19 protein-coding genes and 1 tRNA gene are annotated in these 21,591 nt (G+C 64.5%); 8 read left to right on the top strand and 12 right to left on the bottom strand.

Annotation, left to right across the window (positions count from 1 at the left end):
- Window position 1: 1 nt before the first annotated feature.
- Entirely contained in the window at window positions 2-1,105 is a 1,104-nt protein-coding gene (locus tag SLG_RS09010) for an alpha/beta fold hydrolase (protein WP_014076148.1), read from the top strand.
- Window positions 1,106-1,166: 61 nt separating this feature from the next.
- A complete protein-coding gene (locus SLG_RS09005) occupies window positions 1,167-2,732 on the top strand; it encodes an aldehyde dehydrogenase (NADP(+)) (protein ID WP_014076147.1) in 1,566 nt (521 codons plus the stop codon).
- 122 nt (window positions 2,733-2,854) lie between these two features.
- Here the strand turns inward: SLG_RS09005 and SLG_RS09000 are convergent, their stop codons facing one another.
- The 4 genes from SLG_RS09000 to SLG_RS08985 are packed head-to-tail and all read right to left on the bottom strand — an operon-like array spanning window position 2,855 to window position 9,381.
- Window positions 2,855-3,370: a YybH family protein gene (locus tag SLG_RS09000; RefSeq protein ID WP_014076146.1), complete on the bottom strand. Its 516-nt coding sequence runs from the start codon at window positions 3,368-3,370 to the stop codon at window positions 2,855-2,857.
- The gene (locus SLG_RS08995) at window positions 3,357-5,144 is read right to left on the bottom strand and encodes a DUF885 domain-containing protein (protein ID WP_014076145.1); all 1,788 of its coding nucleotides are present in this window, start codon (window positions 5,142-5,144) and stop codon (window positions 3,357-3,359) included. Before SLG_RS08995 ends, SLG_RS09000 begins: the two co-directional genes overlap by 14 nt.
- Before the next feature lie 37 nt (window positions 5,145-5,181).
- Entirely contained in the window at window positions 5,182-6,909 is a 1,728-nt protein-coding gene (locus tag SLG_RS08990) for a gamma-glutamyltransferase family protein (RefSeq protein ID WP_158512698.1), read from the bottom strand.
- A 54-nt stretch (window positions 6,910-6,963) separates the two neighbouring features.
- Window positions 6,964-9,381 carry a glycoside hydrolase family 127 protein gene (locus SLG_RS08985; protein WP_014076143.1) on the bottom strand — a complete coding sequence of 806 codons (2,418 nt, stop codon included), beginning with the start codon at window positions 9,379-9,381 and terminating at the stop codon, window positions 6,964-6,966.
- Between the two features lie 133 nt (window positions 9,382-9,514).
- On the opposite strand from SLG_RS08985, the gene SLG_RS08980 reads away from it, so the two are divergent.
- Entirely contained in the window at window positions 9,515-10,534 is a 1,020-nt protein-coding gene (locus SLG_RS08980) for an Ldh family oxidoreductase (RefSeq protein ID WP_014076142.1), read from the top strand.
- 43 nt (window positions 10,535-10,577) lie between these two features.
- On the opposite strand, the gene SLG_RS08975 is transcribed toward SLG_RS08980, so the two are convergent.
- Both SLG_RS08975 and SLG_RS08970 read right to left on the bottom strand, forming a co-directional pair.
- Window positions 10,578-11,780 carry a M24 family metallopeptidase gene (locus SLG_RS08975; protein WP_014076141.1) on the bottom strand — a complete coding sequence of 401 codons (1,203 nt, stop codon included), beginning with the start codon at window positions 11,778-11,780 and terminating at the stop codon, window positions 10,578-10,580.
- A 15-nt stretch (window positions 11,781-11,795) separates the two neighbouring features.
- Entirely contained in the window at window positions 11,796-13,034 is a 1,239-nt protein-coding gene (locus tag SLG_RS08970) for an NAD(P)/FAD-dependent oxidoreductase (RefSeq protein ID WP_014076140.1), read from the bottom strand.
- Window positions 13,035-13,099: 65 nt separating this feature from the next.
- On the opposite strand from SLG_RS08970, the gene SLG_RS08965 reads away from it, so the two are divergent.
- The 4 genes from SLG_RS08965 (at window position 13,100) to SLG_RS08950 (ending at window position 17,273) form a co-directional block, all read left to right on the top strand.
- The gene (locus SLG_RS08965; RefSeq protein WP_014076139.1) at window positions 13,100-14,017 is read left to right on the top strand and encodes a dihydrodipicolinate synthase family protein; all 918 of its coding nucleotides are present in this window, start codon (window positions 13,100-13,102) and stop codon (window positions 14,015-14,017) included.
- A 6-nt stretch (window positions 14,018-14,023) separates the two neighbouring features.
- Window positions 14,024-15,022, top strand: coding sequence for a 4-hydroxyproline epimerase (locus SLG_RS08960; protein WP_014076138.1), 999 nt, complete (start codon window positions 14,024-14,026; stop codon window positions 15,020-15,022).
- Window positions 15,023-15,108: 86 nt separating this feature from the next.
- Window positions 15,109-15,759, top strand: coding sequence for a GntR family transcriptional regulator (locus tag SLG_RS08955; RefSeq protein ID WP_014076137.1), 651 nt, complete (start codon window positions 15,109-15,111; stop codon window positions 15,757-15,759).
- Between the two features lie 50 nt (window positions 15,760-15,809).
- Window positions 15,810-17,273, top strand: coding sequence for an amino acid permease (locus SLG_RS08950; protein ID WP_014076136.1), 1,464 nt, complete (start codon window positions 15,810-15,812; stop codon window positions 17,271-17,273).
- 115 nt (window positions 17,274-17,388) lie between these two features.
- On the opposite strand, the gene SLG_RS21685 is transcribed toward SLG_RS08950, so the two are convergent.
- The 3 genes from SLG_RS21685 to SLG_RS08940 all read right to left on the bottom strand — a co-directional run bounded on the left by SLG_RS21685 (window position 17,389) and on the right by SLG_RS08940 (window position 18,114).
- Complete coding sequence (locus tag SLG_RS21685; protein ID WP_158512697.1) at window positions 17,389-17,535, bottom strand: hypothetical protein; 147 nt, start codon at window positions 17,533-17,535, stop codon at window positions 17,389-17,391.
- A gap of 122 nt (window positions 17,536-17,657) precedes the next feature.
- A tRNA-Pro gene (locus SLG_RS08945) sits at window positions 17,658-17,734 on the bottom strand.
- 167 nt (window positions 17,735-17,901) lie between these two features.
- On the bottom strand, window positions 17,902-18,114 hold the full coding sequence (locus tag SLG_RS08940) for a hypothetical protein (protein ID WP_014076134.1): 213 nt from the start codon (window positions 18,112-18,114) through the stop codon (window positions 17,902-17,904).
- A 274-nt stretch (window positions 18,115-18,388) separates the two neighbouring features.
- On the opposite strand from SLG_RS08940, the gene ettA reads away from it, so the two are divergent.
- The gene (ettA, locus tag SLG_RS08935) at window positions 18,389-20,068 is read left to right on the top strand and encodes an energy-dependent translational throttle protein EttA (RefSeq protein WP_014076133.1); all 1,680 of its coding nucleotides are present in this window, start codon (window positions 18,389-18,391) and stop codon (window positions 20,066-20,068) included.
- An 82-nt stretch (window positions 20,069-20,150) separates the two neighbouring features.
- On the opposite strand, the gene SLG_RS08930 is transcribed toward ettA, so the two are convergent.
- The 3 genes from SLG_RS08930 to SLG_RS08920 all read right to left on the bottom strand — a co-directional run bounded on the left by SLG_RS08930 (window position 20,151) and on the right by SLG_RS08920 (window position 21,551).
- A complete protein-coding gene (locus SLG_RS08930) occupies window positions 20,151-20,432 on the bottom strand; it encodes an acylphosphatase (RefSeq protein WP_014076132.1) in 282 nt (93 codons plus the stop codon).
- Between the two features lie 101 nt (window positions 20,433-20,533).
- Window positions 20,534-20,917 (bottom strand): gamma-glutamylcyclotransferase family protein, encoded by a 384-nt coding sequence (locus SLG_RS08925; protein ID WP_014076131.1) that lies wholly within the window; start codon window positions 20,915-20,917, stop codon window positions 20,534-20,536.
- The gene (locus SLG_RS08920; protein WP_014076130.1) at window positions 20,910-21,551 is read right to left on the bottom strand and encodes a carbonic anhydrase; all 642 of its coding nucleotides are present in this window, start codon (window positions 21,549-21,551) and stop codon (window positions 20,910-20,912) included. The genes SLG_RS08925 and SLG_RS08920 overlap by 8 nt, the downstream gene beginning before the upstream one ends.
- Between the last annotated feature and the right edge of the window lie 40 nt (window positions 21,552-21,591).

The following is a 21,591-nucleotide window of genomic DNA, read 5'->3' as shown; positions in this document are numbered from 1 at the left end:
CATGAAACGCCAAGCTTTTCGGGCAGCGCTAGCGGCGGCGCTCTCGCTGTTTCTGGCCCCCTTGCCGGCAACAGCGCAGGCCGATCCGCGGCCCTTCGACGCTTCCGTCATCAAGGAAGGCGATCATGTCGTCCGGAGCTTTCGATTCGAGAGCGGAGAGACGCTGCCGGAGCTGCGGATGCATTATCGCACGATCGGCCAGCCGCGCCGCAACGCTGCGGGCGAGATCGAGAATGCCGTGATGATCCTGCACGGCACGGGGGGATCGGGTGCGCAATTCCTGGTCCCGCGCTTTGCCGACCATCTCTACGGGCCCGGGCAGCCGCTCGACGCTTCGCGTTATTTCATCATCCTGCCGGACAATATCGGCCATGGCCGTTCCGCCAAGCCGAGCGACGGCCTGAAGATGCGGTTCCCCGCTTATACCTACAATGACATGGTGGAGGCGCAGCGGCGCCTGCTGGTCGATGGCCTCAAGATCAACCGGTTGCGGCTGATCTTCGGCACGTCGATGGGCTGCATGCATATCTTCCTGTGGGGCGAGCAGCATCCCGATTTCGCGCAGGCGCTGATGCCCATGGCTTGCCAGGCCGTACCGATCGCCGGGCGCAACCGCATGTGGCGCAAGCTCGCCATGGACGCGATCCGGGCTGATCCGGCCTGGAAGAACGGCAACTATGAGACGCAGCCTCTCATGGGCCTGCGCGCTGCCTCCAGCCTGTCGGTCGTCGCGGGCACGCCGCCTTGGTGGGCGCAGGTCAATTATCCCACGCGCGAGGCGGCCGAAGCCTATCTCGCCGAGCGTTTCGAAGCTGACCTCGCCTCGCGCGATGCCAATGATTTCCTCTACCAGTTCGATTCATCGCGCTTCTACGATCCCTCGCCGGATCTGGAGAAGATCAGGGCGCCGATGACCTGGATCAACTCGGCGGACGACTTCATCAATCCGCCCGAGCTGGGCCTTGCCGAAGCGGTGCTCCCGCGTCTGCCCACGACCCGTTACGTCCTCATTCCACCCTCGCCGGAAACGCGCGGACACAGCACGCACACTTACGCGTTGTTCTGGAAGGACGAGTTGCAAGCCCTGCTCGATCGTTCCCGCTGAAGGACGGCAGCATCATCCGGGCCGGGACCGGCCCAGCAGATTTCCAACCATAAGGTGACATATGACCGGTGCAATTCTCGTCGGCGGTGAAGCTCGTTCGAGCGACCGCTTCTTCCAGGCGACCGACCCCGCGACGGGCGAACTCATCGAAGCGCGCTTCCCAGAGGCGGGCGTCGAGGATGTTGACGCCGCATGCCGTCTCGCGGACCTGGCCTTCATGGACTACGCCATGAGCCCACCGGCACGGATCGCAGCGTTCCTGGAAAAGATCGCCGAGAATATCTTGGCGATCGGCGATGAGCTCATTGTCTCGGCCATGCGGGAAACGGGCCTGCCGCGCCCCCGGCTCGAGGGCGAGCGCGGACGCACGGTGGGCCAGCTGCGGCTCTTCGCCGGACTGGTCCGGCAGGGGGAATGGATCGACGCTCGGATCGACCCGGCGATGCCGGACCGCGCCCCCGCGCCACGATCTGACATCCGTTCGCGCAAGATGGCGCTGGGCCCGGTAGCCGTGTTCGGCGCCAGCAATTTCCCGCTGGCCTTCTCGGTCGCGGGTGGCGACACGGCTTCCGCGCTGGCGGCCGGCTGTCCGGTTGTGTTCAAGGGGCACCCCGCGCATCCGGCGACCGGCGAGCTGGTGGCGCGCGCCATCCAGAGTGCGGTCAGTGATTGCGGCCTGCCTGAAGGGGTGTTCTCCTATCTTCCGGGCCCATCCCATGAACTCGGTCAGGCACTGGTGGCGCATCCCCTCATCGCGGCCGTGGGCTTCACGGGATCGCGCGCCGGCGGCCTGGCACTGATGAAGACCGCCGCGGCGCGTGAAGTGCCGGTCCCGGTCTATGCCGAGATGAGCAGCATCAACCCGGTCCTCCTGCTGCCTTCCCGACTGAAGGCGGCGGCCGAGGCACTGGGCGGCGCCTTCGTCGGATCGCTCACCATGGGCGCGGGGCAGTTCTGCACCAATCCCGGCCTGCTTCTCGTGCTGGATGGGCCCGATGCGGATCGCTTCCTCGACGGTGCGACGAAAGCGCTGGTGGAAAGCGCTGCGCTCACCATGCTGACGCCCGGTATTCATGCCGCTTATTGCGCGGGCATCGAAGCCCTGGCCGACCATGGCGGCGCGCGGCTCGTTGCGCGGGGGCTGGTGGGCGAGGGGCCGCATATGGCCCGGGCGGCGCTTTTCGAAACCAGCGCCAGCCAGTTCCTTTCCGATCCCGTTCTCTCGCGCGAGGTCTTCGGTTCGACTTCGCTTCTGGTGCGCTGCAAGGATGAAGCGGAGCTGTGCGCGGTGCTCGAAGGGCTGGAGGGCCAGCTCACCGCCACGCTGCACATGGACGAGGGCGATCAGGCGCTCGCCGGTCGGCTCATGCCGCGCCTGATCCGCAAGGTCGGCCGGATCCTCGCCAATGGCTGGCCCACGGGCGTCGAAGTGACGCATGCCATGGTGCATGGCGGCCCGTTCCCGGCGACATCGGACGGGCGGACGACATCGGTCGGCACGATGGCGATCGAGCGCTTCCTGCGCCCGGTCTGCTTCCAGGACATCTCCGATGCGCTGCTGCCCGAGGCCCTGCGCCAGAGCAATCCGCTTTCGCTGCCTTTGCGAGTCGACGGGCAGCGCATCTGAAGGCATTCTTTCCCGGTTGAGTCGGCCGTCTTGCGGTGAATGCGGAACGGACGGCTCGACCCGGCAAGACGCGGGGAGGAAACCCCGCGCGCAGGAGGAGCACCCCGTCGTCGGTGATGGCGTCAGCGATGGCTGGCGACGGGGTCTTCCGGATCGGGAGTCTCGACAGCCGAGACATGATTGAGGGCGATCACCCAGCGCCCGTCGATCTTGCGCATCAGCCGGGTGTTGATCCCATATTGCGGCGTATCCGGCCGATCGAGATGAAAGCGGCTGATGAGCTGCGCGGCGTCCGGCGCGAGCATCTCCACCTGTACGTCATAGAAATGCAGCGTGCCGCGACGCTCCACCGAGCCGCCATAATCGCGGATATAATGGTCGAGCGTGCCTTGCCAGTCCCGCTGAAAGCGTCCGCGCGAAACGAACACGACGCCGGGATTCTCGAAGCCTTCCATGTAGCCGCGAAAATCGCCGCGGTTCCATGCCTTCTCCATATCCGCGATCACGGTGCGGATGGCGGCCTTCTCAGCGGCCTCATCGATCGCAGCGGCCTGTGCCGGAGCCTGCGCATGCAAGGGCCCCGGCGCGCAGGGCGCCAGGGCCAGAAGAACGAGCGCGAGCCGCTCAGTCGGCCGCATTCGCGTGCTTTGCCTTTTCCCGTGCGATGAAGGCGCGCATTTCGGCTTCCATCACGGTGAGCGGCACCGAGCCCATGCCCAGCAGCGTGTCATGGAAGGGCCGCTGGTCGAACTTGTCGCCCAGTTCCTTCTCCGCTTCGGCGCGCAGGTTGCGGATGGAGATTTCACCCAGCTTGTAGGCAAGGGCCTGGCCCGGCCATGCGATATAGCGATCGACCTCGTTCTGGATGTCGAGGGGCGCGAGCGCGGTATGCTCCGTCATGTAATCGATGGCCTGCTGGCGGGTCCAGCCCATGCTGTGCATGCCGGTGTCGATCACGAGCCGCACGGCGCGCCACATCTCGAAGGTCTGGCGGCCGAACTCTTCATAGGGGCTCTCGTAGATCCCCATCTTCTTGCCCAGCCACTCGGTATAGAGGCCCCAGCCTTCGCCATAGCCGGAGAAATAGGTCTGGCCGCGGAAGATCGGGCGGTCGGGCGCCTCCAGCGCATAAGCGGCCTGGAAACTGTGGCCGGGATTGCACTCGTGCAGAGTCAGCGCCGGGATGCTGTAGAGCGGGCGCGAAGGCAGCTCATAGGTATTCATGAGGCAGCTATCGAGGCCGCCCCGGCCAGAGGTGTAGATCGGCGCGATGGCGTCCGGCACCGGCAGGATGGTGAAGCGATAGCGCGGCAGCAGGTTGAAGGTGTCCTTGAGCTTGCCGTCCATCTTCTTGACGACATAGGCGGACAACGACAGCAGCTCCTTGGGTGTCTTGGCGTAGAATTGCGGATCGGTGCGCAGGAAGGTCAGGAATTCCTTGAAAGTGCCGTTCCATTTGGCATCCTTCATGGTCTGCTTCATGTCCGCATCGATGCGGGCCACTTCCTTGAGGCCGATCTCATGGATCTGCTGCGGGGTATAGTCGAGTGTCGTATATTCCTTGATCTGGTCCTGATAGAAGGCCTTGCCGTCCGGCAGCGAATAAGCGTCGATCGTCTTGCGCGCCTTGGGCATATATTCGGTGCGCATGAAGGCGAGCAGCTTCGCATAAGCCGGCGCGACGGAATCGCGGATCGCTGCCTGCGCTTCTGCCTGAAGCGCCTGCCGTTGATCGGCCGGGATGGTGTCCGGCATGTTGCGGAACGCATCGTAGAAGGGATTGTCCGTCCCCGGCGAGACGAAGGCCTCGATCGTCTTGTCACGCCCTTCGATGGAGACACGCGGCACGGTGTAGCCGCGCTTGATGCCCGCCTTCATGTTGACGATATTCTCGTCGAAATAACGCGGCACATCCTTCATGCGGCTGAGGTAAAGCCGGTAATCCTCCGCCGTGGAATAAGGCGTGCGGGGATTGAGGCCGCCCCAGAAGAAGGTGTCGCTGTTGAACGGCGCCTCATAGGTTTTGTAGCGGATATTCATCGCCATAGCCCAGATGGACTCGCGGAACACCGCCGCGTTGATCTTCTCCTCATGGGAAAGCTGATCGACCGGGATGGCGTCGAGCTGCTTGAGGATGCCCGTCCAATAGTCGTAGCGCTTCTGCTGGCTGGCGGCGGTGACGCTCGGCAGATGATCGGACGCCTTGGCGCGGCCGCCGTCCGGATCCGCGCTGCGGGCGAATTCCTTCATCCGCCAGGGCCATTCGGCATTGTAGAGGGCCTGGAGCTTGCGGTCCGCGTCCGTGGCTTCCGCGGCCATGGCGGCGCTTGTCGGCAAGGCCATGGAGATGACGGGGGACAGCACGGTCGCGAAGGCGAGAGCGGCGAGGGATGTGGCGTGGCGCAGGATCATGGGGGACAGTCTCTTTCTCAACGATGCTGGCAGCAGATCAATAACCGATGGCCTCGCCCGAACGACGCGGGTCGGCCACGCCGGTCAGCGTACCGTCCGCCCCGCGGGCGATCGCGTGAATGGAGCCCAGATGCCAGTTATAGGGCGTGGTGGGATGCACGGCCACGCCATAGTCGGTCTTGAGGCTCTCGCGGACGGCTTCGGACACACGCGTCTCGATGATGGTCGGAACGCCGGGCTGCGAACCGGAGAAGCGCGGCGCGTCCACCGACTGCTCCAGTGACATGCCATAGCCCAGATAATTGATGAGCGTGAGCGCCACCGCGCGTGAGGAGAGGCCAGGCGAACCGATGACCAGCTCGGGCTTCCCGGCCTTCGCGACGATCGTGGGGGGGAAGGGGGAGATCACGCGCTTGCCCGGTCCCTTGTCCGTGCCGGGGAAGCCATTGCCGGTGTTGACGACGACGCCGTCCACCACGAGGCCCGTGCCGAAGGTGGAGCCGTAGACCGTGTGGGTCACCGAGACCATGTTGCCGTCCTTGTCGACAGCCACGATATGGTCGGTGTCGGTCTTGTGCGGATCGGGCCGCGAGAAGTCGGCTGCGAACTCCATGCCGCTCGGCGGCAGGGCGGCCGCGCTTTTCACCGTCTTGGGCATGCTGCCGTCGATCTGGGCAGTGAGGATCGCCGCATAATCCTTGGACAACAGCGACTCGACCGGCAGGTTGAAGGACAGCGGGTCCTTGATGAACATGTCCGTCGCGCTCTCGGCGAACGCGAAGGCCTGGCGGATCCGCGCGAAGCTCTCGGCAGACTGGGTGAAATGCGGCGCTGCCTTGAGATCCCAGGGTTCGATGATGTTGAGGATCATGCCGATGAGCGTGCCGGCCGTGGAGGGCGGCGGGGCGCTGATGATCTCATAGTCCTTGTAAGTGGTGCGCACGGGCTCGTTCCAGCGCACCTGGTAGCCCGCGAGATCGGCCATGCTCAGCATGCCGCCGGTCCGCTGTACCTCGCTCACGAACTTCTGCGCCCAGGCGCCCTTGTAGAAATAATCCACGCCGTCGGCGGCCGCGATGCGCTTGAGCGTGGCAGCGAGGCGCGGGCGAGTCACCGTGGTGCCTACGGGCGGCACATAGCCCTGCGGCATGAATTCCTCGCGCCCGGAGGGATAAGCGGCGAGCCGTCCGATGGAGGCTTCCGCCATGTCTCCATAAAGGAAGGAATACATCGGGAAGCCCTGCTCGGCCACCTTGATGGACGGCTGGAAATAGTCCGCCCATTTGAGCGAGCCGAAGCGGTCTGCCGCTGCCTTCAGTCCGGCGACCGTTCCCGGAACGCCGATGCGGATACCGGACGTTTCCGGCACCGCGCTGCCACCTGTCGTCATCGCGGTCCAGGACGGAGTGATCTTCGCGCCCTTCGAGCTGTGGTCCAGTTCGGCATCGAGATAGTAATATTTGCCGGTCTTCGCCTCATAATAGAGGATCGACATGCCGCCGGCGAGAGTGGTCATCTGCGGCTCGATGATCGGCTGCATGATGACGCCGACCAGCGCGGCGTCCATGGCATTGCCGCCCTTCTTCAGCGTGTCCAGCATGGCGCGCGAAACGATGGGGTGATTGGCTGAGACCATCGCGCTGCGGGCATGGGCCGCCGGCTTGGCGCCCTGCTCCTGCGCGTAGACAGGGGATATGGCTGCGGGCACTGCCATGACAAACGCGGTGGAAAGGCCGAGCACGGCCAGCGAACGCCTGAATCTCATGAAGCTACCCCCTGTCAAAGACTGACGTATACGATATACCTTCATTCGCCTCGGTCAAGTGGCCTGTGCTTTTGGCGGCGTGAAGATCCTGCACCCGAAAACGGGGCCGATCCGGGTGCTGCCGGGAGCGGCCTGGAAGCGGACGATGACGCTGTCCTTGCCCCGCGTGAGATGCTCCGGGATCGCATAGTCGACATCGAAGAACGCGCCGGGATGCGCGGCGTCGAGCGTCTGCGTGGCGATCTTCTCGCCATCGACGAGAATCTCGAAACTGCGATTGCGTTCTTCGCCCCAATAGGTGGCGCGCAGAATGAGCGGGCCGGGCCGCACTTTCATCCGGAAGGCGAAGAAGCCCTCGAACCGCGCGTCGCGCCCATGCCGGCCACGATAGGTGGTGGTGTAGGAGATCTTCGATTCCAGCTCATGGTCCCGCTCGGGCTGCATTTCGCCCAGGTGCATGACATCGACCGATCGCCGGTCGAGATCGCGCAGGGCGGCCTGCTCGGCGGCATAGGCCTGCTGGGCGACTTGCCAGTTCTCCTCCGTGAAGCGGCGGAAATAAACGGCGGTGCGCCGGTCCCGCTGCTGGAAGAAAGGCGCGAAGGCGAGCGGCGCCGGGCGGGCCATCTCTGTCGCCCGATAAAGGGGCGGGGCAGACGGCGCAGGCTTGGGCTCGGGAGAAAAGCCGCCAAGCACGTTGCTCGAGACAAGTACGGGTGCCGGTCCGTCGAAGGGTTTGTCGGCCGGCCCCATGTCGGCGGCCAGCACCACCGGACCACGCAGGAAGGCCACCGTGGAGGGATCATCCGGCGTCGGCTCCATGCGCAGCTTCATGGGCAGGGAAAGCCGGATGCTGTCGCCGCGCTTCCATGGCCGCTTGATGGCGATATAGCCATCTGCGGGCGTCGCTTTCCATGCCTTGCCGTTGATCAGCACCGCCGGTTCGTCGCACCAGGCCGGGATGCGTAGGGCGAGCGTGAAGGTGCCGGGCTTCGCGAGCTCGGTCAGCGCGATATCGATCTCTCCGTCGAAGGGGTAAGCGGTTTCCATCACCAGCGTGGCGCCGCGTGCGCTCCACTGCGTGCGCGACGGGATATAGAGGTTGGCGACGAGGGCTTCGCCGGCCCTGCGCTGGTCGTCCTCTTCCCACCAGATCGATTCGCCATGCTTGGAGTGGCTCTCGATGCCGCTGCCCACGCAGCACCAGAAGCTGTCGAAGGGATCGGACCAGGCCCGGTGGGTGCCGGACATCAGCGGCACCATATAGGCGAACATGCCGTTGTCCGTCCGCTGCTGGGCGAGAATGTGATTGATGTGCGCGCGCTCATAATAGTCGAACAGGCTCGCTTCGGGCCGCCAGGCATAGAGATGCCGCGTCAGCTTGAGCATGTTGTATGTATTGCAGCTCTCGCAGGTCTGCTCGGTGATGTGGCGGGAGACCGTGTCCGGATCGGGGAAATATTCCCGGTCCGCATTGCCGCCGATCACATAGCTGTAGCGATGGACGACCGTATCCCAGAAATAGCGCGCCGCGATGGCATGGTCGGCCCGGCCGGTGATCTCGTGAAGCCGGGCAAGGCCGATGACCTTGGGGATCTGGGTATTGGCATGGATCCAGGGGAGCGAGTTCTCGCCACGGCTCAGCGGATCGAGCACTTTGCGATGGCGGATGCGCTCGGCCAGCGCCAGCCAGCGCGGATCGCCCGTGCGCACATGCAACTCGGCGAAGCTCTCATTGATGCCGCCATGCTCGCAGTCCAGCACAGTCTGCAATTGCGTGTCGTCCAGCGAAGCGAACACTTTCTCGATATAACCGGAGAGACTGACGGCAATGGGAATCGCCTTGTCGCTGCCGATCCAGGTCTGGATGTCGAACAGCCCGGCGTAGAGCTTGTGCCAGTTATAGAACGGGACCCAGCATCCGTTGAGGTCGAAGCCGGCGGAGCGGATGTCCCCGGCCATGATCTCGGGGAAAATCGCCTTGCCATCCTCCACGACATCGCCGTTGCGGCGCGTGAAGCCGGCGACATAGCCGTCACCGGACGCCTTCTGGGCCCGCTCCAGCTCGTCGACGATGTAGAGGGCACGCCGGGCGCATTCCGCGTCTCCCGTCTGCGCATGCATCAGCGCAAGTGCGGTCATATAGTGACCAAGCGTATGCCCGGCGATCGTGTCGCCTTCCCATCCGCCATAGGCCTCGCCTTTGGGTTCCAGCCCGGCATGCACGAGGAAATTGTGCAGCAGGCGGTCCGGCTCGAGTTGCAGCAGGTAGCGCCGGTTGGCGTCCACCGCATCGGCATAAGGGGAGGGGAGGAGGCGCGTGGCGCTCAGCGGCAGCGGCCGGGCGCGTTCGAGCGGGGTGGCGGACGGTCGCGCCGCGAGTCGGCTCGCGGCCTGTGCCGCGCCGGGCGTCAGGACCGCCGCTGCCGAACCCAGCAGGAAGGAGCGGCGGCCGCACTGCGTATCGATCATGTTCTTACTCGATTGACCCTTGATGGTTATAACGTATACGATTCCTGCTTTCCTGCAAGCCTCTGGATTGGTCGGCCGACAAAGGCTCGATCAATTCATTGCAGCCCGCAGGGTGGCCGAGGGATAGGATAGCATGGCTGACGATAAGACGATGATTCACCTCTCGCTCGATGATGTACGCGACCTCGCCTATCGGGTGTTGCGACGTCATGGGCTCGGCGAAGCGCATGTTCCGCTGGTGGCCGAAACCATCGTGGCGGGGGAGCGGGATGGCTGCGCGGCTCATGGCGTCTACCGCCTGACCAATTGCATCCGCACGCTGGAGACAGGCAAGGTGAACCCCCATGCCGTGCCGCGCCTTGTCCCGGCCGCCGGGGCGGTGGTGCGCGTGGATGCGGATGGCGGCTTCGCGCAGGCCGCATTCGCTCAGGGCCTGCCGCTGCTGGTCGAGAAGGCGCAGGCGCACGGCATCGCCATTCTCGCGATCAACCATTGCGTTCATTTCGCGGCGCTCTGGCCGGAAATCGAGGCGGTGACGGCGCACGGCCTCGTCGCGCTCGCCTGTACGCCCAGCCATGCCTGGGTGGCGCCGGCGGGCGGCACGGCGCCGCTCTTCGGCACCAATCCCATTGCGTTCGGCTGGCCGCGCCCGGACCGCGACCCCTATGTCTTCGATTTCGCGACCAGTGCCGTCGCGCGCGGCGAGATCGAACTGCATCGGCGCGCCGGCAAGCCCATTCCCGAAGGCTGGACGATCGATGCGCAGGGCAATCCCACTACCGACCCGGAAGCGGGGCTGGCGGGCGCATTACTCACCTTCGGCGGACACAAGGGCTCCGCGCTGTCAACGATGGTCGAATTGCTGGCCGGCCCGCTGATCGGCGACATGACCAGCGCGGAGTCGCTGGCGCATGACGATGGCGCGCTCGCCTCGCCTTATGGCGGGGAAATCGTGATTGCCATCGATCCGGCGGGCATCCTGGGCGAGGCGGCAGCCGCGCACATCGCGCGGGCGGAAGCGCTGTTCGAGGGCATCACCGGTCAGGGCGCCCGCCTGCCTTCCGAGCGCCGTTTCGCGGCGCGTCGTCGTACGCCGGCCGAAGGCGTGACGATTGCCCGCGAACTTTACGAGGAATTGACCCGGACCGCCTGATCGCCGCGCCGGACGCCTGCATCTCGCAGGGCGTTCGTGCCGCTCAGGCGAAAGGCCGGTCGATGGCCGGGGAGGGCGGCGTGAACCATTGCGCGCCGGTCTCGGTGACATGGAAATGGTCCTCCAGCCGCACGCCGAACCGGCCGGGCACGACGATCATCGGCTCGTTGGAGAAGCACATGCCCGGCTCCAGCGGCGTCTTGTCGCCGCGCACCAGATACGGCGCTTCATGGATGGAGAGACCAATGCCATGGCCAGTGCGGTGCGGCAGGCCCGGCAGCCGATAATCCGGCCCCAGTCCGCCGCGCTCCAGTACCGCGCGCGCGGCATCGTCAATGTCCTGGCAGGCCCGGCCGGGCCGGACAGCGTCGAACGCGGCCTGCTGCGCTTCCTGTTCCAGGGACCAGATACGCGCCTGCTCGGCAGTCGGCTCGCCATAGACATAGCTGCGCGTAATGTCCGAGTTGTAGCCCCGGATGCGACAGCCCGTGTCGATGAGCACCATGTCGCCTTCGCGCAGTTCGGGATCGCCGGGAAGGCCATGCGGATAGGCCGTCGCCTCGCCGAACAGCACGATGCAGAAGCTGTTGCCGGAGGCTCCGAGAGCGCGGTGCGCATCCTCGATGAATCGGGTGACGGCGCTGGCGCGAATGCCGGGGCGCAGAATGCGGGCCGCGCGGCGCTGCACTTCCAGCGTCATGTTCTTCGCCTGCTGCATGAGCGCGAGCTCGGCAGGTGATTTGGCGCGACGGCATCCGTCGATGATCGGGGCGGCGCTCTCGATGCGCAGGTCATCCATGGCATTGCGGATGCGGTGAACGAAACCGAAACTCATCGCCGGATCGATGGCGAGTGAACGCACTTTCCTTTGCGCGCAGGCGTCCGCCAGCAGCGCTATCGGATTCTCGTCCTCTTCCCAGAGGCGGATGTCGCCGCTGATCGCCAGCTCCGCTTCCAGCGAGCCGAGCTCGAAGCGGGGGCAGATGAAGATCGGCTCTCCATCGAGCGGCAGCAGCATGGCGACCAGCCGCTCGGTCTCGCCCCAGCCCAGCCCGGCGAAATAATTGAAGCTCTGACCGGCGCCGATCAGGAGCGCGTCCACGCCCTCTTGCGCCGCCAGGGTCCGTGCCTTGGCGATGCGGCTGGCATATTCGTCCACAGTTATGGCCGGGGCCGGCGAGGGCCATGGGCCAAGGGATGCCAGCTCCGTTGCCGCATCCGAGCCGCCGATCTGCGTCATGGTCATTCCTTGCGTCAAAAGTCAGAAGCGATCGAGGGAGAGCGCCGGGGGTGGCGCTTCTCCGGCGATCATGTCGGCCACTATGTCGGCCGTGACGGCGGCCAGCGTCAAGCCGAGATGCTGATGCCCGAAGGCATGGAAGATGGCGGGATGGCGCGAGCACCGTCCGATGGCCGGCAGATAATCGGGAAGGGTAGGGCGCGAGCCCATCCAGCGCGTCGCGTCCTTGCCGATCGGGAGGCCGAGCGCCGCGATATGGTCCTCTAGCCGTTGCCATTTGGCCGGATCGGCGGGGGCGCCCGGCCTCGAGAGCTCCACGAAGCTCGCCGCGCGCAGCTTGTCCCTGAACCGCGTCACGATCATCTGCCGGTCCTCGAAGACGATGGGCGGCAGATGTTCCGGCCATTGCGCGGCGGTGACCGGCGCCTCGACATGATACCCCCGCTCGTCGATCATGGGGACATGATAGCCGAGCGGGCGCATCAGCTCGGATGAACGCGCGCCCGCGCAGACCAGGGCATGATCCGCCTCGAGGCGTTCCCCGGTTTCGAGCGTGACCAAGACCCCGCCCGAAGGCCCGGATGCAACGGCGCTGGCGCGTCCGTCCAGCATCTCGCCGCCATTTCGTTCGATGAGGCGGCGAAGCGCGTCCAGGCAAAGCCCGAGATCGGCAATATGGGCACTGCCTTCGAAACGGATCGCGTCGGCTGGCTTGGGAAGGATGAGATTGCCGAGATGCGCGAGTTCATCGACGCTGGCTCTGCGGAAGTGCGTTTCGCCGGTGTCGACGGCGCCCCAGGCCGCCTCACCCCTGAGGGCGGACTCATGCTTTTCCCAAAGGATGAAGTGACCATCCTCCCGCAGGAGATCGGCAGTTTCCATCCGCAGCGCGAGGCGCTGCCAGGCCGGGAGGGACGCGGCGAGCAAGCCTCGCAGCGCCGTCTTGCCCGCTTCGAACCGGGAAGGTGCGGCTGCGCGCACCAACCGCAGCGTGAAGGGAAGCCATGTCGCAAGGCTCGCAACCGGTAGCGACAAGGCGCCGCCCCGCCAGAAAAGGCGTCGCGGAACGGAGCGGATCGCAGCCCGCGATGCGAGCGGTTCGACTTGCTCGACAGCGATGTGCCCGGCATTGCCCCAACTCGCCGGCTGCGAGTCGCTGAGAGGGGCGATCACGCGAACCTGATGGCCGGCTTCCACTAAAGCAGCGGCTGCGGCCAACCCGACCACCCCGCCTCCGATCACGATGACATTCTTCGACACAAAATTACCTCTTGGCCTCTCAGACAATATACCGTATACGATACGGGTGGACAACGGAGAGTTAAGTGCAAGAAACGAAATTAACCTGGCGGGGCGTCTACCCTGCCGCCACCACCCAGTTTACGGCGGATTCCGCAATCGATTTCGAGGCCACGCAGACGGTTCTCGACAATCTGATCAAGGATGGCGTGGATGGCCTCATCATCCTGGGTACCTGTGGCGAGAACAACGCCCTTCTGCCTGATGAGAAGCGGCAGGTGCTCGCGGCGGCTCAGGAAGTCATCGCCGGTCGCGTGCCCTGGCTCTCGGGCGTATCCGAGCTGACCACGGCGCAGGGCGTCGCCTATGCGAAGGATGCGGTCAAGGCTGGCGCGGACGGGCTCATGGTCCTTCCGGCACTGGTCTACGTCCCCACCGTGGGCGAGCTGTGCACGCATTTCGAGACGATCGCCCAAGCGGTCGATGCGCCGATCATGCTGTACAACAATCCGCCTGCTTATCGTGTCTCGATCGGCATCGATGCGCTGGAGCGGCTCGCCGCGCAGTCCAACATCGTCGCGGTGAAGGAAAGTGCGCCGGACTCGCGTCGCTTCACGGACATCATCAATGCGTTCGGAGATCGCTACATCGTGATGGCGGGTCTCGACGACGTGGCGCTCGAAGGGCTGATCCTCGGCGCGCATGGGTGGATCTCGGGCCTCACCAGCGCTTTCCCGCGGGAATCCGTCGCGCTGGTCGCCGCGATCAACGATGGCGACATGGAGAAGGCGCTGCGCATCTATCGCTGGTTCATGCCGCTGCTTCATCTCGATGCCGAGCATGATCTCGTGCAGTCGATCAAGCTGGCCGAAGCGATCATGGGCCGTGGCAGCGAGCATGTTCGCCTGCCGCGCATGCCGCTCGAAGGCAAGCGTCGTGAGGACGTCGTTCGCTGGGTCGAGACGTGCGCCGCAACGCAGCCCAGCCTGGCGACAGCGGCCTGAGGCGGCGTGAAGCACGTCTTCTTCTGCATCGATGGCCATACCGCCGGCAATCCAGTGCGACTGGTTGCCGGCGGTGCCCCTCATCTCAAGGGCGCGACCATGGCCGAGCGGCGGCTGGATTTTCTGGAGCGGTTCGACTGGATCCGCACCGGGCTCTGCTTCGAGCCGCGCGGGCACGACATGATGTCCGGCGGCTTTCTCTATCCGGCCCCTTCCCCTGATGCCGACATCGGCATCATCTTCATCGAGACCAGCGGGTCCCTCCCGATGTGTGGCCACGGCACCATCGGGATGCTCACATTCGGCCTCGAGAATGGCCTGATAACCCCGGCCACGCCGGGCAAGTTGCGCGTCGATGTCCCGGCGGGACGGCTGGACGTGGACTATGAGGTCGACGGCGATCGCGTCCGGTTCATACGGTTTCGCAATGTCGCTTCCTATCTCGCCGAAACCGGTATCGAGCTGGACGTGCCCGGGCTGGGCCCGATCACGCTCGACATCGCTTATGGCGGCAATTTCTATGCGATCATCGAGCCCCAGGGTCGCTACGAGGGGCTGGACGGCATGAGCGCGAGCCAGCTGATAGAGCTGAGCCGCACCATCCGGTCGATGGTGCGCGAGAAGATCGAACCCGTCCATCCCGAGGAACCCAGCATCCGGGGCGTCAATCACGTCATGTGGACTGACAAGCCCAAGGGTGAGGGCGCCCATGGCCGCAACGCCGTCTTCTATGGCGAGAAGGCGATCGACCGGAGCCCCTGCGGCACCGGCACCTCGGCGCGGCTCGCCCATCTCCATGCCAAGGGGCTGCTCAAGCCCGGCGAGCCTTTCGTGCATGAAAGCTATATTTGCAGCCGCTTCACGGGAAGAATTGAGGAAGTTACGACCGTGGGAGGAAAGCCGGCCATTATTCCCTCTATTCAAGGCTCTGCGATCTCAACCGGGTTCAATACCATCTGGATCGATCGGTCGGACCCGTTCTGGCACGGATTTTCGGTGGTGTGATGTCGTGACGGATCGTATTTGCCCCCACTTATGGTCTAAAGGTGCATCTTCTTCCCCGATCCGGGGGGCCTCTGCGTGGAGCCGGCATGAGTCTCGTCATTCGCAATCTTTCAGAGCAGCTCGTGGATCTCGTCCGCGAGCGCGTCCTTTCCGGCCGTGTTCCGCCCGAGAGCCCGGTGCGGCAGGATCTGCTCGCGGCCGAACTGGGCATTTCCAAGATCCCGCTGCGCGAGGCGCTGGCGCGTCTCGAACAGGAAGGTCTCCTGATCTCGCATGCCAATCGCGGCTTCTTCGTGCGCCCGCTCAGCACGGAGGAGGCCTACGAGGTCTATCATCTGCGCCTGAAGCTCGAGCCGGAAACCATGGCCCTTGCCGCCCTGAATGCGAACGAGGAGGAGCGGCGCGCCGCGCAGGACGTCTTCGCCACGCTGTACCAGGTGACGGACGAGGGCGGCTACGGCGTGGGCTCCTTCAACCGGGCGTTCCACCTCGCGCTGCTAGCGCCGAGCCATCGCAATCTCACCGTCAATATTCTGCAACGCCTGCACGTTCTGTCGGAACGCTATGTCCGCAAGCATCTCGAACCGCTGGGACGCGACGAGCGCGCGAACGAGGAGCATCGCGAGATCCTCGATGCCTGGCTCGCCCGGGACGTCGAGAAAGTGCTGGCATTGACGGACGCCCATACGCGCGCAACCATCGATGACCTTACGCAACAGTTGGAAAGTCCGGAATAGGGTCGCGACTCTCCCGGATCATCCAATAAGATAAACAGGGAGATTTTGGGGTGAGTTCAGGATTTTGGGGGCCGATCAAGCCGATCGGCGGCGGACAGCATGATCATCATCGTCGGCTGAAACCGACGCTGTCCTGGCCGCACCTGATTGCGCTTGGCGTTGGCGCCATCGTGGGAACGGGTATCTACACACTCACCGGCGTGGGCGCCGACAGGGCGGGCCCCGCCGTGGTGCTGGCCTTTGCGATCGCCGGGGCCGTCTGCGCCTGCGCGGCGCTGGCTTATGCCGAACTCGCGACGCTCATTCCCACCGCAGGCAGCGCCTATACCTACAGCTATTCCGTCATGGGCGAGACCATCGGCTGGGTGGTCGGCTGGAGCCTGATCCTCGAATATTCGCTGGCGTGCAGCACTGTGGCGGTCGGCTGGTCGGGCTATCTGGTCGGCTGGATCCAGTCCGTCGGGATCGAGTTGCCGCCAATGCTCCTGGCGGGGCCCCATGGCGGCGGGATCATCAATCTTCCCGCGGTGCTCGTGGCGCTCGCCATTGCGGGCATGCTCATTGCCGGCACGCGGGAAAGCGCGACGTTGAACATCGTGCTGGTCATCATCAAGCTGACGGCCCTGTCCTTTTTCGTGATCCTGGCGCTGCCCAGCTTCTCCGCCGGCAATTTCGAGCCATTCATGCCTTATGGTTTCGGCAGCCATGAAATCGGCGGCACGACCCGTGGCGTCATGGCGGCGGCGGCCATCGTCTTCTTCGCCTTCTACGGCTTCGACGCGGTGGCGACCTCGGCAGAGGAGGCCCGCAATCCCGGCCGCGATCTCACCATCGGCATCATCGGCTCGATGGCGGTCTGCACGCTCATCTACATGGCAGTGGCGGTCTCTGCCGTCGGTTCGCTGCATTTCACCGAGCTTGCAGGCTCGTCAGAGCCGCTGGCGCTTGTCCTGCGGACCCTGGGCCATCCGTTCGCCGCATGGGCCATTGCGGCCGCCGCTTTGATCGCTTTGCCTTCGGTCATCCTCGTGATGATGTATGGGCAGAGCCGCATCTTCTTCGTGATGGCACGTGACGGCCTCCTGCCGCGTTCCCTCAGCGATGTGTCACCGCGCACCGGCACGCCGGTGAAGATCACGGCGATCACGGGCGTCTTCGTGGCTGCAGTGGCCGGTTTCTTTCGTCTCGACGAGATCGCCGAACTGGCCAATGCCGGAACGCTCATTGCTTTCATCGCGGTCGCGGCCTGCATGATGATCCTGCGTCGTCGCGCGCCGGACCTCGCCCGGGTCTTCCGGTGTCCGCAGCCCTACCTCGTCGGCACACTGGCAATTCTGGGCTGCATCTACCTGCTCATCAGCCTGCCTTCCACGACGCTGGTGCGCTTCGTGGGATGGAACATCGTCGGCTTGCTGATCTATTTCGCTTACGGCCGCTCGCGTAGCCTGCTGGCCCGGACGGGCAAGCCGGCGGCGGAAGGCAGCGAACCCGAACCGATCCCGCCCCACCAGTAAGGGGCGCACCCACAAGGAGCAGAGTGGGATGGCCGGATGTACCGTCCCACGCCACACGCCGATATGACAAAGGGCCGCCCGATGGGCGGCCCTTGCCTTTTCAGGAATGGATCCGTCAGCGCTGAGGCTGATTATTCTGGCGCTCGCCGCCCTGCTGCTGCCGGTTCTGGTCCTGCTGCTGGGACTGCTGGCGATCCCGCTCGACATTTCCGCCCTGCTGGCGATTCTGGTCCTGATTGTTGCGCGGTGTCTGCTCTGCCATTTCGGTTCTCTCCTTTTCGTCCCTCGCTGGGGGGACAGGAAGAAAATCCGGCCGTGGTGAGAATGTTCCGGGCCATGCGGCGAAGCGTGCACGCGGGGCAGGGAATGGCACGAACGGGAAAATGGTCGGGGAGACAGGATTCGAACCTGCGACCCTCTGCTCCCAAAGCAGATGCGCTACCAGGCTGCGCTACTCCCCGACGGCTGCCCGCTTAACGAAGCGGGAGCGGCTCGGCAATCGCCATGGTGATCTTTGTTTGCGTCCCGGGGCGGCCCGAAGGTCAGGCGTTTTCCGGAAACGGAAAGGGCGGCGCCGCGTTGCGACACCGCCCTTGCGAATTATTCATCGAACCGAAATTCGCGCAGATTACTCTGCGGCGTTCGTCGCGTTGGCAACGTTGGCAACGTTCGCGGCATTGTCGACGGCGTTGGCAGCATTGTCGACGGCGTTCGCGGCGTTCTCGAGCTCGTCAACGACGACTTCGTTGCTCGCGTTGTTCATCTCAGCCGCCGGCTTCTCGCCGCACGCAGCCAGGCTCATCAGCGCAGCAGCAGCGCAGGCCACAGCAAACTTCTTCATATTATTTGGCTCCCATAGCAAAGTGCGTGCTTCCGCTAAGAAGCACGAGCCGCCCAATTAACGCGTGCAGCGGGGAAATCAATAGGCTTTTCAACCGATCCAATTGGAAATTGTCGCAGCGCAGCATGCGAGATCGGCTGAGCTGCGAGTCTCGGTGGCGGCACCGTGGCCCCGGACTCGCACCATGTCAGCGGACATTTGCCAAGCAACGCCGGCTCGGCTAACCGGGCCGGGATTTTTCCACAACCCAAATCCCATTCGAGGACCGATCTCCATGGCCGTCCAGTACAGTTTTGTCATGAAGGGGCTGACCAAGACCTTTCCCGGCGCCAACAAGCCGGTTTTCAACAACATAAACCTTCAGTTCCTGCCCGGGACGAAGATCGCCGTCATCGGTGTGAACGGCGCGGGCAAGTCGACGCTGATGAAGGTGATCGCCGGTATCGACACCGAGTTCCAGGGCGAGGCCTGGGCGGGCGAGGGCATTCGGGTGGGCTATCTGCCGCAGGAGCCGCAGCTCGATCCCAACAAGACGGTGATGGAGAATGTGAAGGACGGCGTGCGCCCCGTCGCCGATCTCGTCGACCGCTTCAACGAGATCAGCAATATCATGGGGGACCCGCCCGAAGATGTCGATTTCGATGCGCTGATGACCGAGATGGGCGAGCTTCAGGAAAAGATCGACGCTGTCGATGGCTGGACACTCGACAACCAGCTCGAGATCGCCATGGAAGCGCTGCGCTGCCCGCCGGGCGACTGGGGCGTCGAGAATCTCTCCGGCGGCGAGAAGCGCCGGATCGCTTTGTGCCGGCTGCTGCTGGAGAAGCCCGATATCCTTCTGCTCGACGAGCCGACCAACCATCTCGACGCCGAGAGCGTCCAGTGGCTGGAACAGCATCTCATCAATTATCCGGGCAATGTGATCCTCGTCACCCACGATCGCTACTTCCTCGACAATGTCGTGGGCTGGGTGCTGGAACTGGACCGGGGCAGGGGAATCCCGTTCGAGGGCAATTATTCCGCCTGGCTCGAGGCGAAAGCCAAGCGCATGGAGCAGGAAGAGCGCGAGGAAGCCGGGCGCCAGAAGGCCATCAAGGAGGAGCTGGAGTGGATTCGCCAGTCTCCTAAGGCGCGCCAGACCAAGAGCAAGGCCCGTATCCGCGCGTTCGATGAACTGGTCGAGAAGCAGGAGAACCGCGCACCGGGCAAGGCGCAGATCGTCATCCAGACGCCCAAGCGCCTCGGCGGCAAGGTGATCGAGGCCAAGGGCCTCACTATGGCCTATGGCGACAAGTTGCTCTTCGAGAATCTCGACTTTCTGCTTCCCCCCGGCGGCATCGTGGGCGTCATCGGCCCGAACGGCGCCGGCAAGTCGACCCTGTTCCGGCTGATCACGGGCCAGGAGACGCCCGACAGCGGGACCATCGAGGTGGGTGAGACGGTCCAGCTCGGTTATGTCGACCAGAGCCGCGATTCGCTCGATCCCAACCATAATGTGTGGGAAGAGATCAGCGGCGGCCATGATCTCATGACCATCGGCAAGCACGAGATCCAGACGCGGGCCTATGTCGGCGCGTTCAACTTCAAGGGCGTCGACCAGCAGAAGAAGGTCGGTCAGCTGTCCGGCGGTGAGCGCAATCGCGTGCATCTCGCCAAGATGCTCAAGGAGGGCGGCAATGTCCTCCTGCTCGACGAGCCGACCAACGACCTCGACGTCGAGACGCTCCGTGCGCTGGAAGATGCGCTGGAGAATTTTGCCGGCTGCGCCGTGGTCATCAGCCACGACCGTTTCTTCCTCGACCGACTCGCCACGCACATCCTCGCTTTCGAGGGCAACAGCCACGTCGAATGGTTTGAAGGCAATTTCGAGGCCTATGAGGAAGACAAGCGCCGCCGGCTCGGCGATGCGGCAGATCGCCCGACCCGCCTCGCTTACAAGAAGCTGACGCGCTGACCTGAAACAGCATGGTGAAAAGGCGCTCGCTCGGTTGCGGGCGCCTTTTCGCGGTAGCGGCGAGAGACTGCCGGCCTGTGGCTCAGGCGGTCGGGCGCTGCTCGAACAGATGGTGCTCGCCGGGGTTCGCGGGGCTGTCCCGGACCGCATCGACCTGTGCGGCAGGCGGGCCGGACCGCGCCAGCATCAAGAAATGCTCGACCTGCCCGTCCTCGCCCTGCACGAAGGCCTCGACGCTGCCGTCCAGCCGGTTGCGCACCCAGCCGGCCAGTCCCAGCTTGCGAGCCGTGGCAACCGTCCAGCCGCGATAGAACACGCCCTGTACCCGGCCGGTGATCCTGATGTGCTTTGCGATGAAGGCCATGAGCGGGATGTGTCAGGCGCCCGGCGCATTTTCAAGTCGCGGGAGATCGCCGGACAGGGCCGGCGTTCCACGGATGATCGCTCTGGAACGCGTCGCGAATCTCAGCGCATCCGCCAGTTTCCGGTGGCGATGATCGGGCGATCGCGGACGGTGCGGTTATATTCATATGTCCAGACGCGCCGGGGGCTGTCGAGCAGATCGACCTCGATCCGGCGATATTCCGAACCGACCGGATTTTCCGGATCGTAAAGCTCGTAGAGATCGATCTCTTCGATCAGTCCGGGCTCTTCGAACTCCAGGACTTCTCCCTGGACGATCCCATGCGCACCCGTTATGAGGCCGGGATAATCGCCGAGATGATAAAGGCGGCCCGCCACCCGGTCGGGCCCGAGATGCCTGGTCCGGTGCTCGAGGCCGAGCGTCTGATACCCTGTTCCGCCGGGCATGAGCTGGCCATAAGTGAACAGGCGGAAAGGGCTATTCATAGGGCGTGAAGACACCTGTCTGTTCATCCAGCAAGTGGAGCTTCCCGTCGGAAATGGCGAAGAAGGCTCCCTTCAGTGACAGGACGTTGCAGTTCTCCTTTTCCCTTACCCAGGGGAAAGTGCGCAGGTTGGCGAGGCTGACCTTGACGGCCGCCTGCTCCATCGCGCGGCCGACATCGCGGCTGCGGTTCTCGCCGTAACGGGCGATGACGTCCGCGCGGGCGTCGTCGAGCAGGGAAATCCAGCTGGCGATGAAGCCCCCTTCGCCCGGCGGCGCGCCATGCATGTCCTGTGTCAGCGCGGCATGGCAGCCGCCGCACAGGCCGTGGCCGAGCACCAGGATCTCCTCGACGCCCAGCATCTGCACCGCGAATTCCAGTGCCGCCGAGACGCCGTGGTGGCCCGGGCTGGTCTCGAAAGGCGGCACGAGCGCGGCAACGTTGCGCACGACGAAGATCTCGCCCGGATCGGCGTCGAATATCTCGGTCGGGTCAACGCGGCTGTCCGAACAGGCGATCACCATGACGCGGGGACTCTGGCCGTCGGCCAATTGCTCCCATCGCGCGCGCTGATTCGTCCAACCGGTGCTGCGGAAGCGCCGATATCCTTCGAGCATGTTCGCGAATGTTGCCATGGCGATTTCGCTCCTGCACAAGTTCGACAGGGCTGGCAAG

This window comes from Sphingobium sp. SYK-6 (assembly GCF_000283515.1).
Taxonomy (GTDB): domain Bacteria; phylum Pseudomonadota; class Alphaproteobacteria; order Sphingomonadales; family Sphingomonadaceae; genus Sphingobium; species Sphingobium lignivorans.
This window is presented reverse-complemented; position numbering and strand designations above follow the sequence as displayed.

Excerpts from the sequence above, each read along its gene's own strand:
- SLG_RS08955 (WP_014076137.1), top strand. The coding sequence starts at position 15,109 with ATGAGTCTCGTCATTCGCAATCTTTCAGAGCAGCTCGTGGATCTCGTC.
- SLG_RS09010 (WP_014076148.1), top strand. The coding sequence starts at position 2 with ATGAAACGCCAAGCTTTTCGGGCAGCGCTAGCGGCGGCGCTCTCGCTG.
- SLG_RS08980 (WP_014076142.1), top strand. The coding sequence starts at position 9,515 with ATGGCTGACGATAAGACGATGATTCACCTCTCGCTCGATGATGTACGC.
- SLG_RS21685 (WP_158512697.1), bottom strand. The coding sequence starts at position 17,535 with ATGGCAGAGCAGACACCGCGCAACAATCAGGACCAGAATCGCCAGCAG.
- SLG_RS08985 (WP_014076143.1), bottom strand. The coding sequence starts at position 9,381 with ATGATCGATACGCAGTGCGGCCGCCGCTCCTTCCTGCTGGGTTCGGCA.
- SLG_RS08940 (WP_014076134.1), bottom strand. The coding sequence starts at position 18,114 with ATGAAGAAGTTTGCTGTGGCCTGCGCTGCTGCTGCGCTGATGAGCCTG.
- SLG_RS08920 (WP_014076130.1), bottom strand. The coding sequence starts at position 21,551 with ATGGCAACATTCGCGAACATGCTCGAAGGATATCGGCGCTTCCGCAGC.
- ettA (WP_014076133.1), top strand. The coding sequence starts at position 18,389 with ATGGCCGTCCAGTACAGTTTTGTCATGAAGGGGCTGACCAAGACCTTT.
- SLG_RS08995 (WP_014076145.1), bottom strand. The coding sequence starts at position 5,144 with ATGATCCTGCGCCACGCCACATCCCTCGCCGCTCTCGCCTTCGCGACC.
- SLG_RS08925 (WP_014076131.1), bottom strand. The coding sequence starts at position 20,917 with ATGAATAGCCCTTTCCGCCTGTTCACTTATGGCCAGCTCATGCCCGGC.
- SLG_RS08930 (WP_014076132.1), bottom strand. The coding sequence starts at position 20,432 with ATGGCCTTCATCGCAAAGCACATCAGGATCACCGGCCGGGTACAGGGC.
- SLG_RS08975 (WP_014076141.1), bottom strand. The coding sequence starts at position 11,780 with ATGACCATGACGCAGATCGGCGGCTCGGATGCGGCAACGGAGCTGGCA.
- SLG_RS09000 (WP_014076146.1), bottom strand. The coding sequence starts at position 3,370 with ATGCGGCCGACTGAGCGGCTCGCGCTCGTTCTTCTGGCCCTGGCGCCC.
- SLG_RS08990 (WP_158512698.1), bottom strand. The coding sequence starts at position 6,909 with ATGAGATTCAGGCGTTCGCTGGCCGTGCTCGGCCTTTCCACCGCGTTT.
- SLG_RS09005 (WP_014076147.1), top strand. The coding sequence starts at position 1,167 with ATGACCGGTGCAATTCTCGTCGGCGGTGAAGCTCGTTCGAGCGACCGC.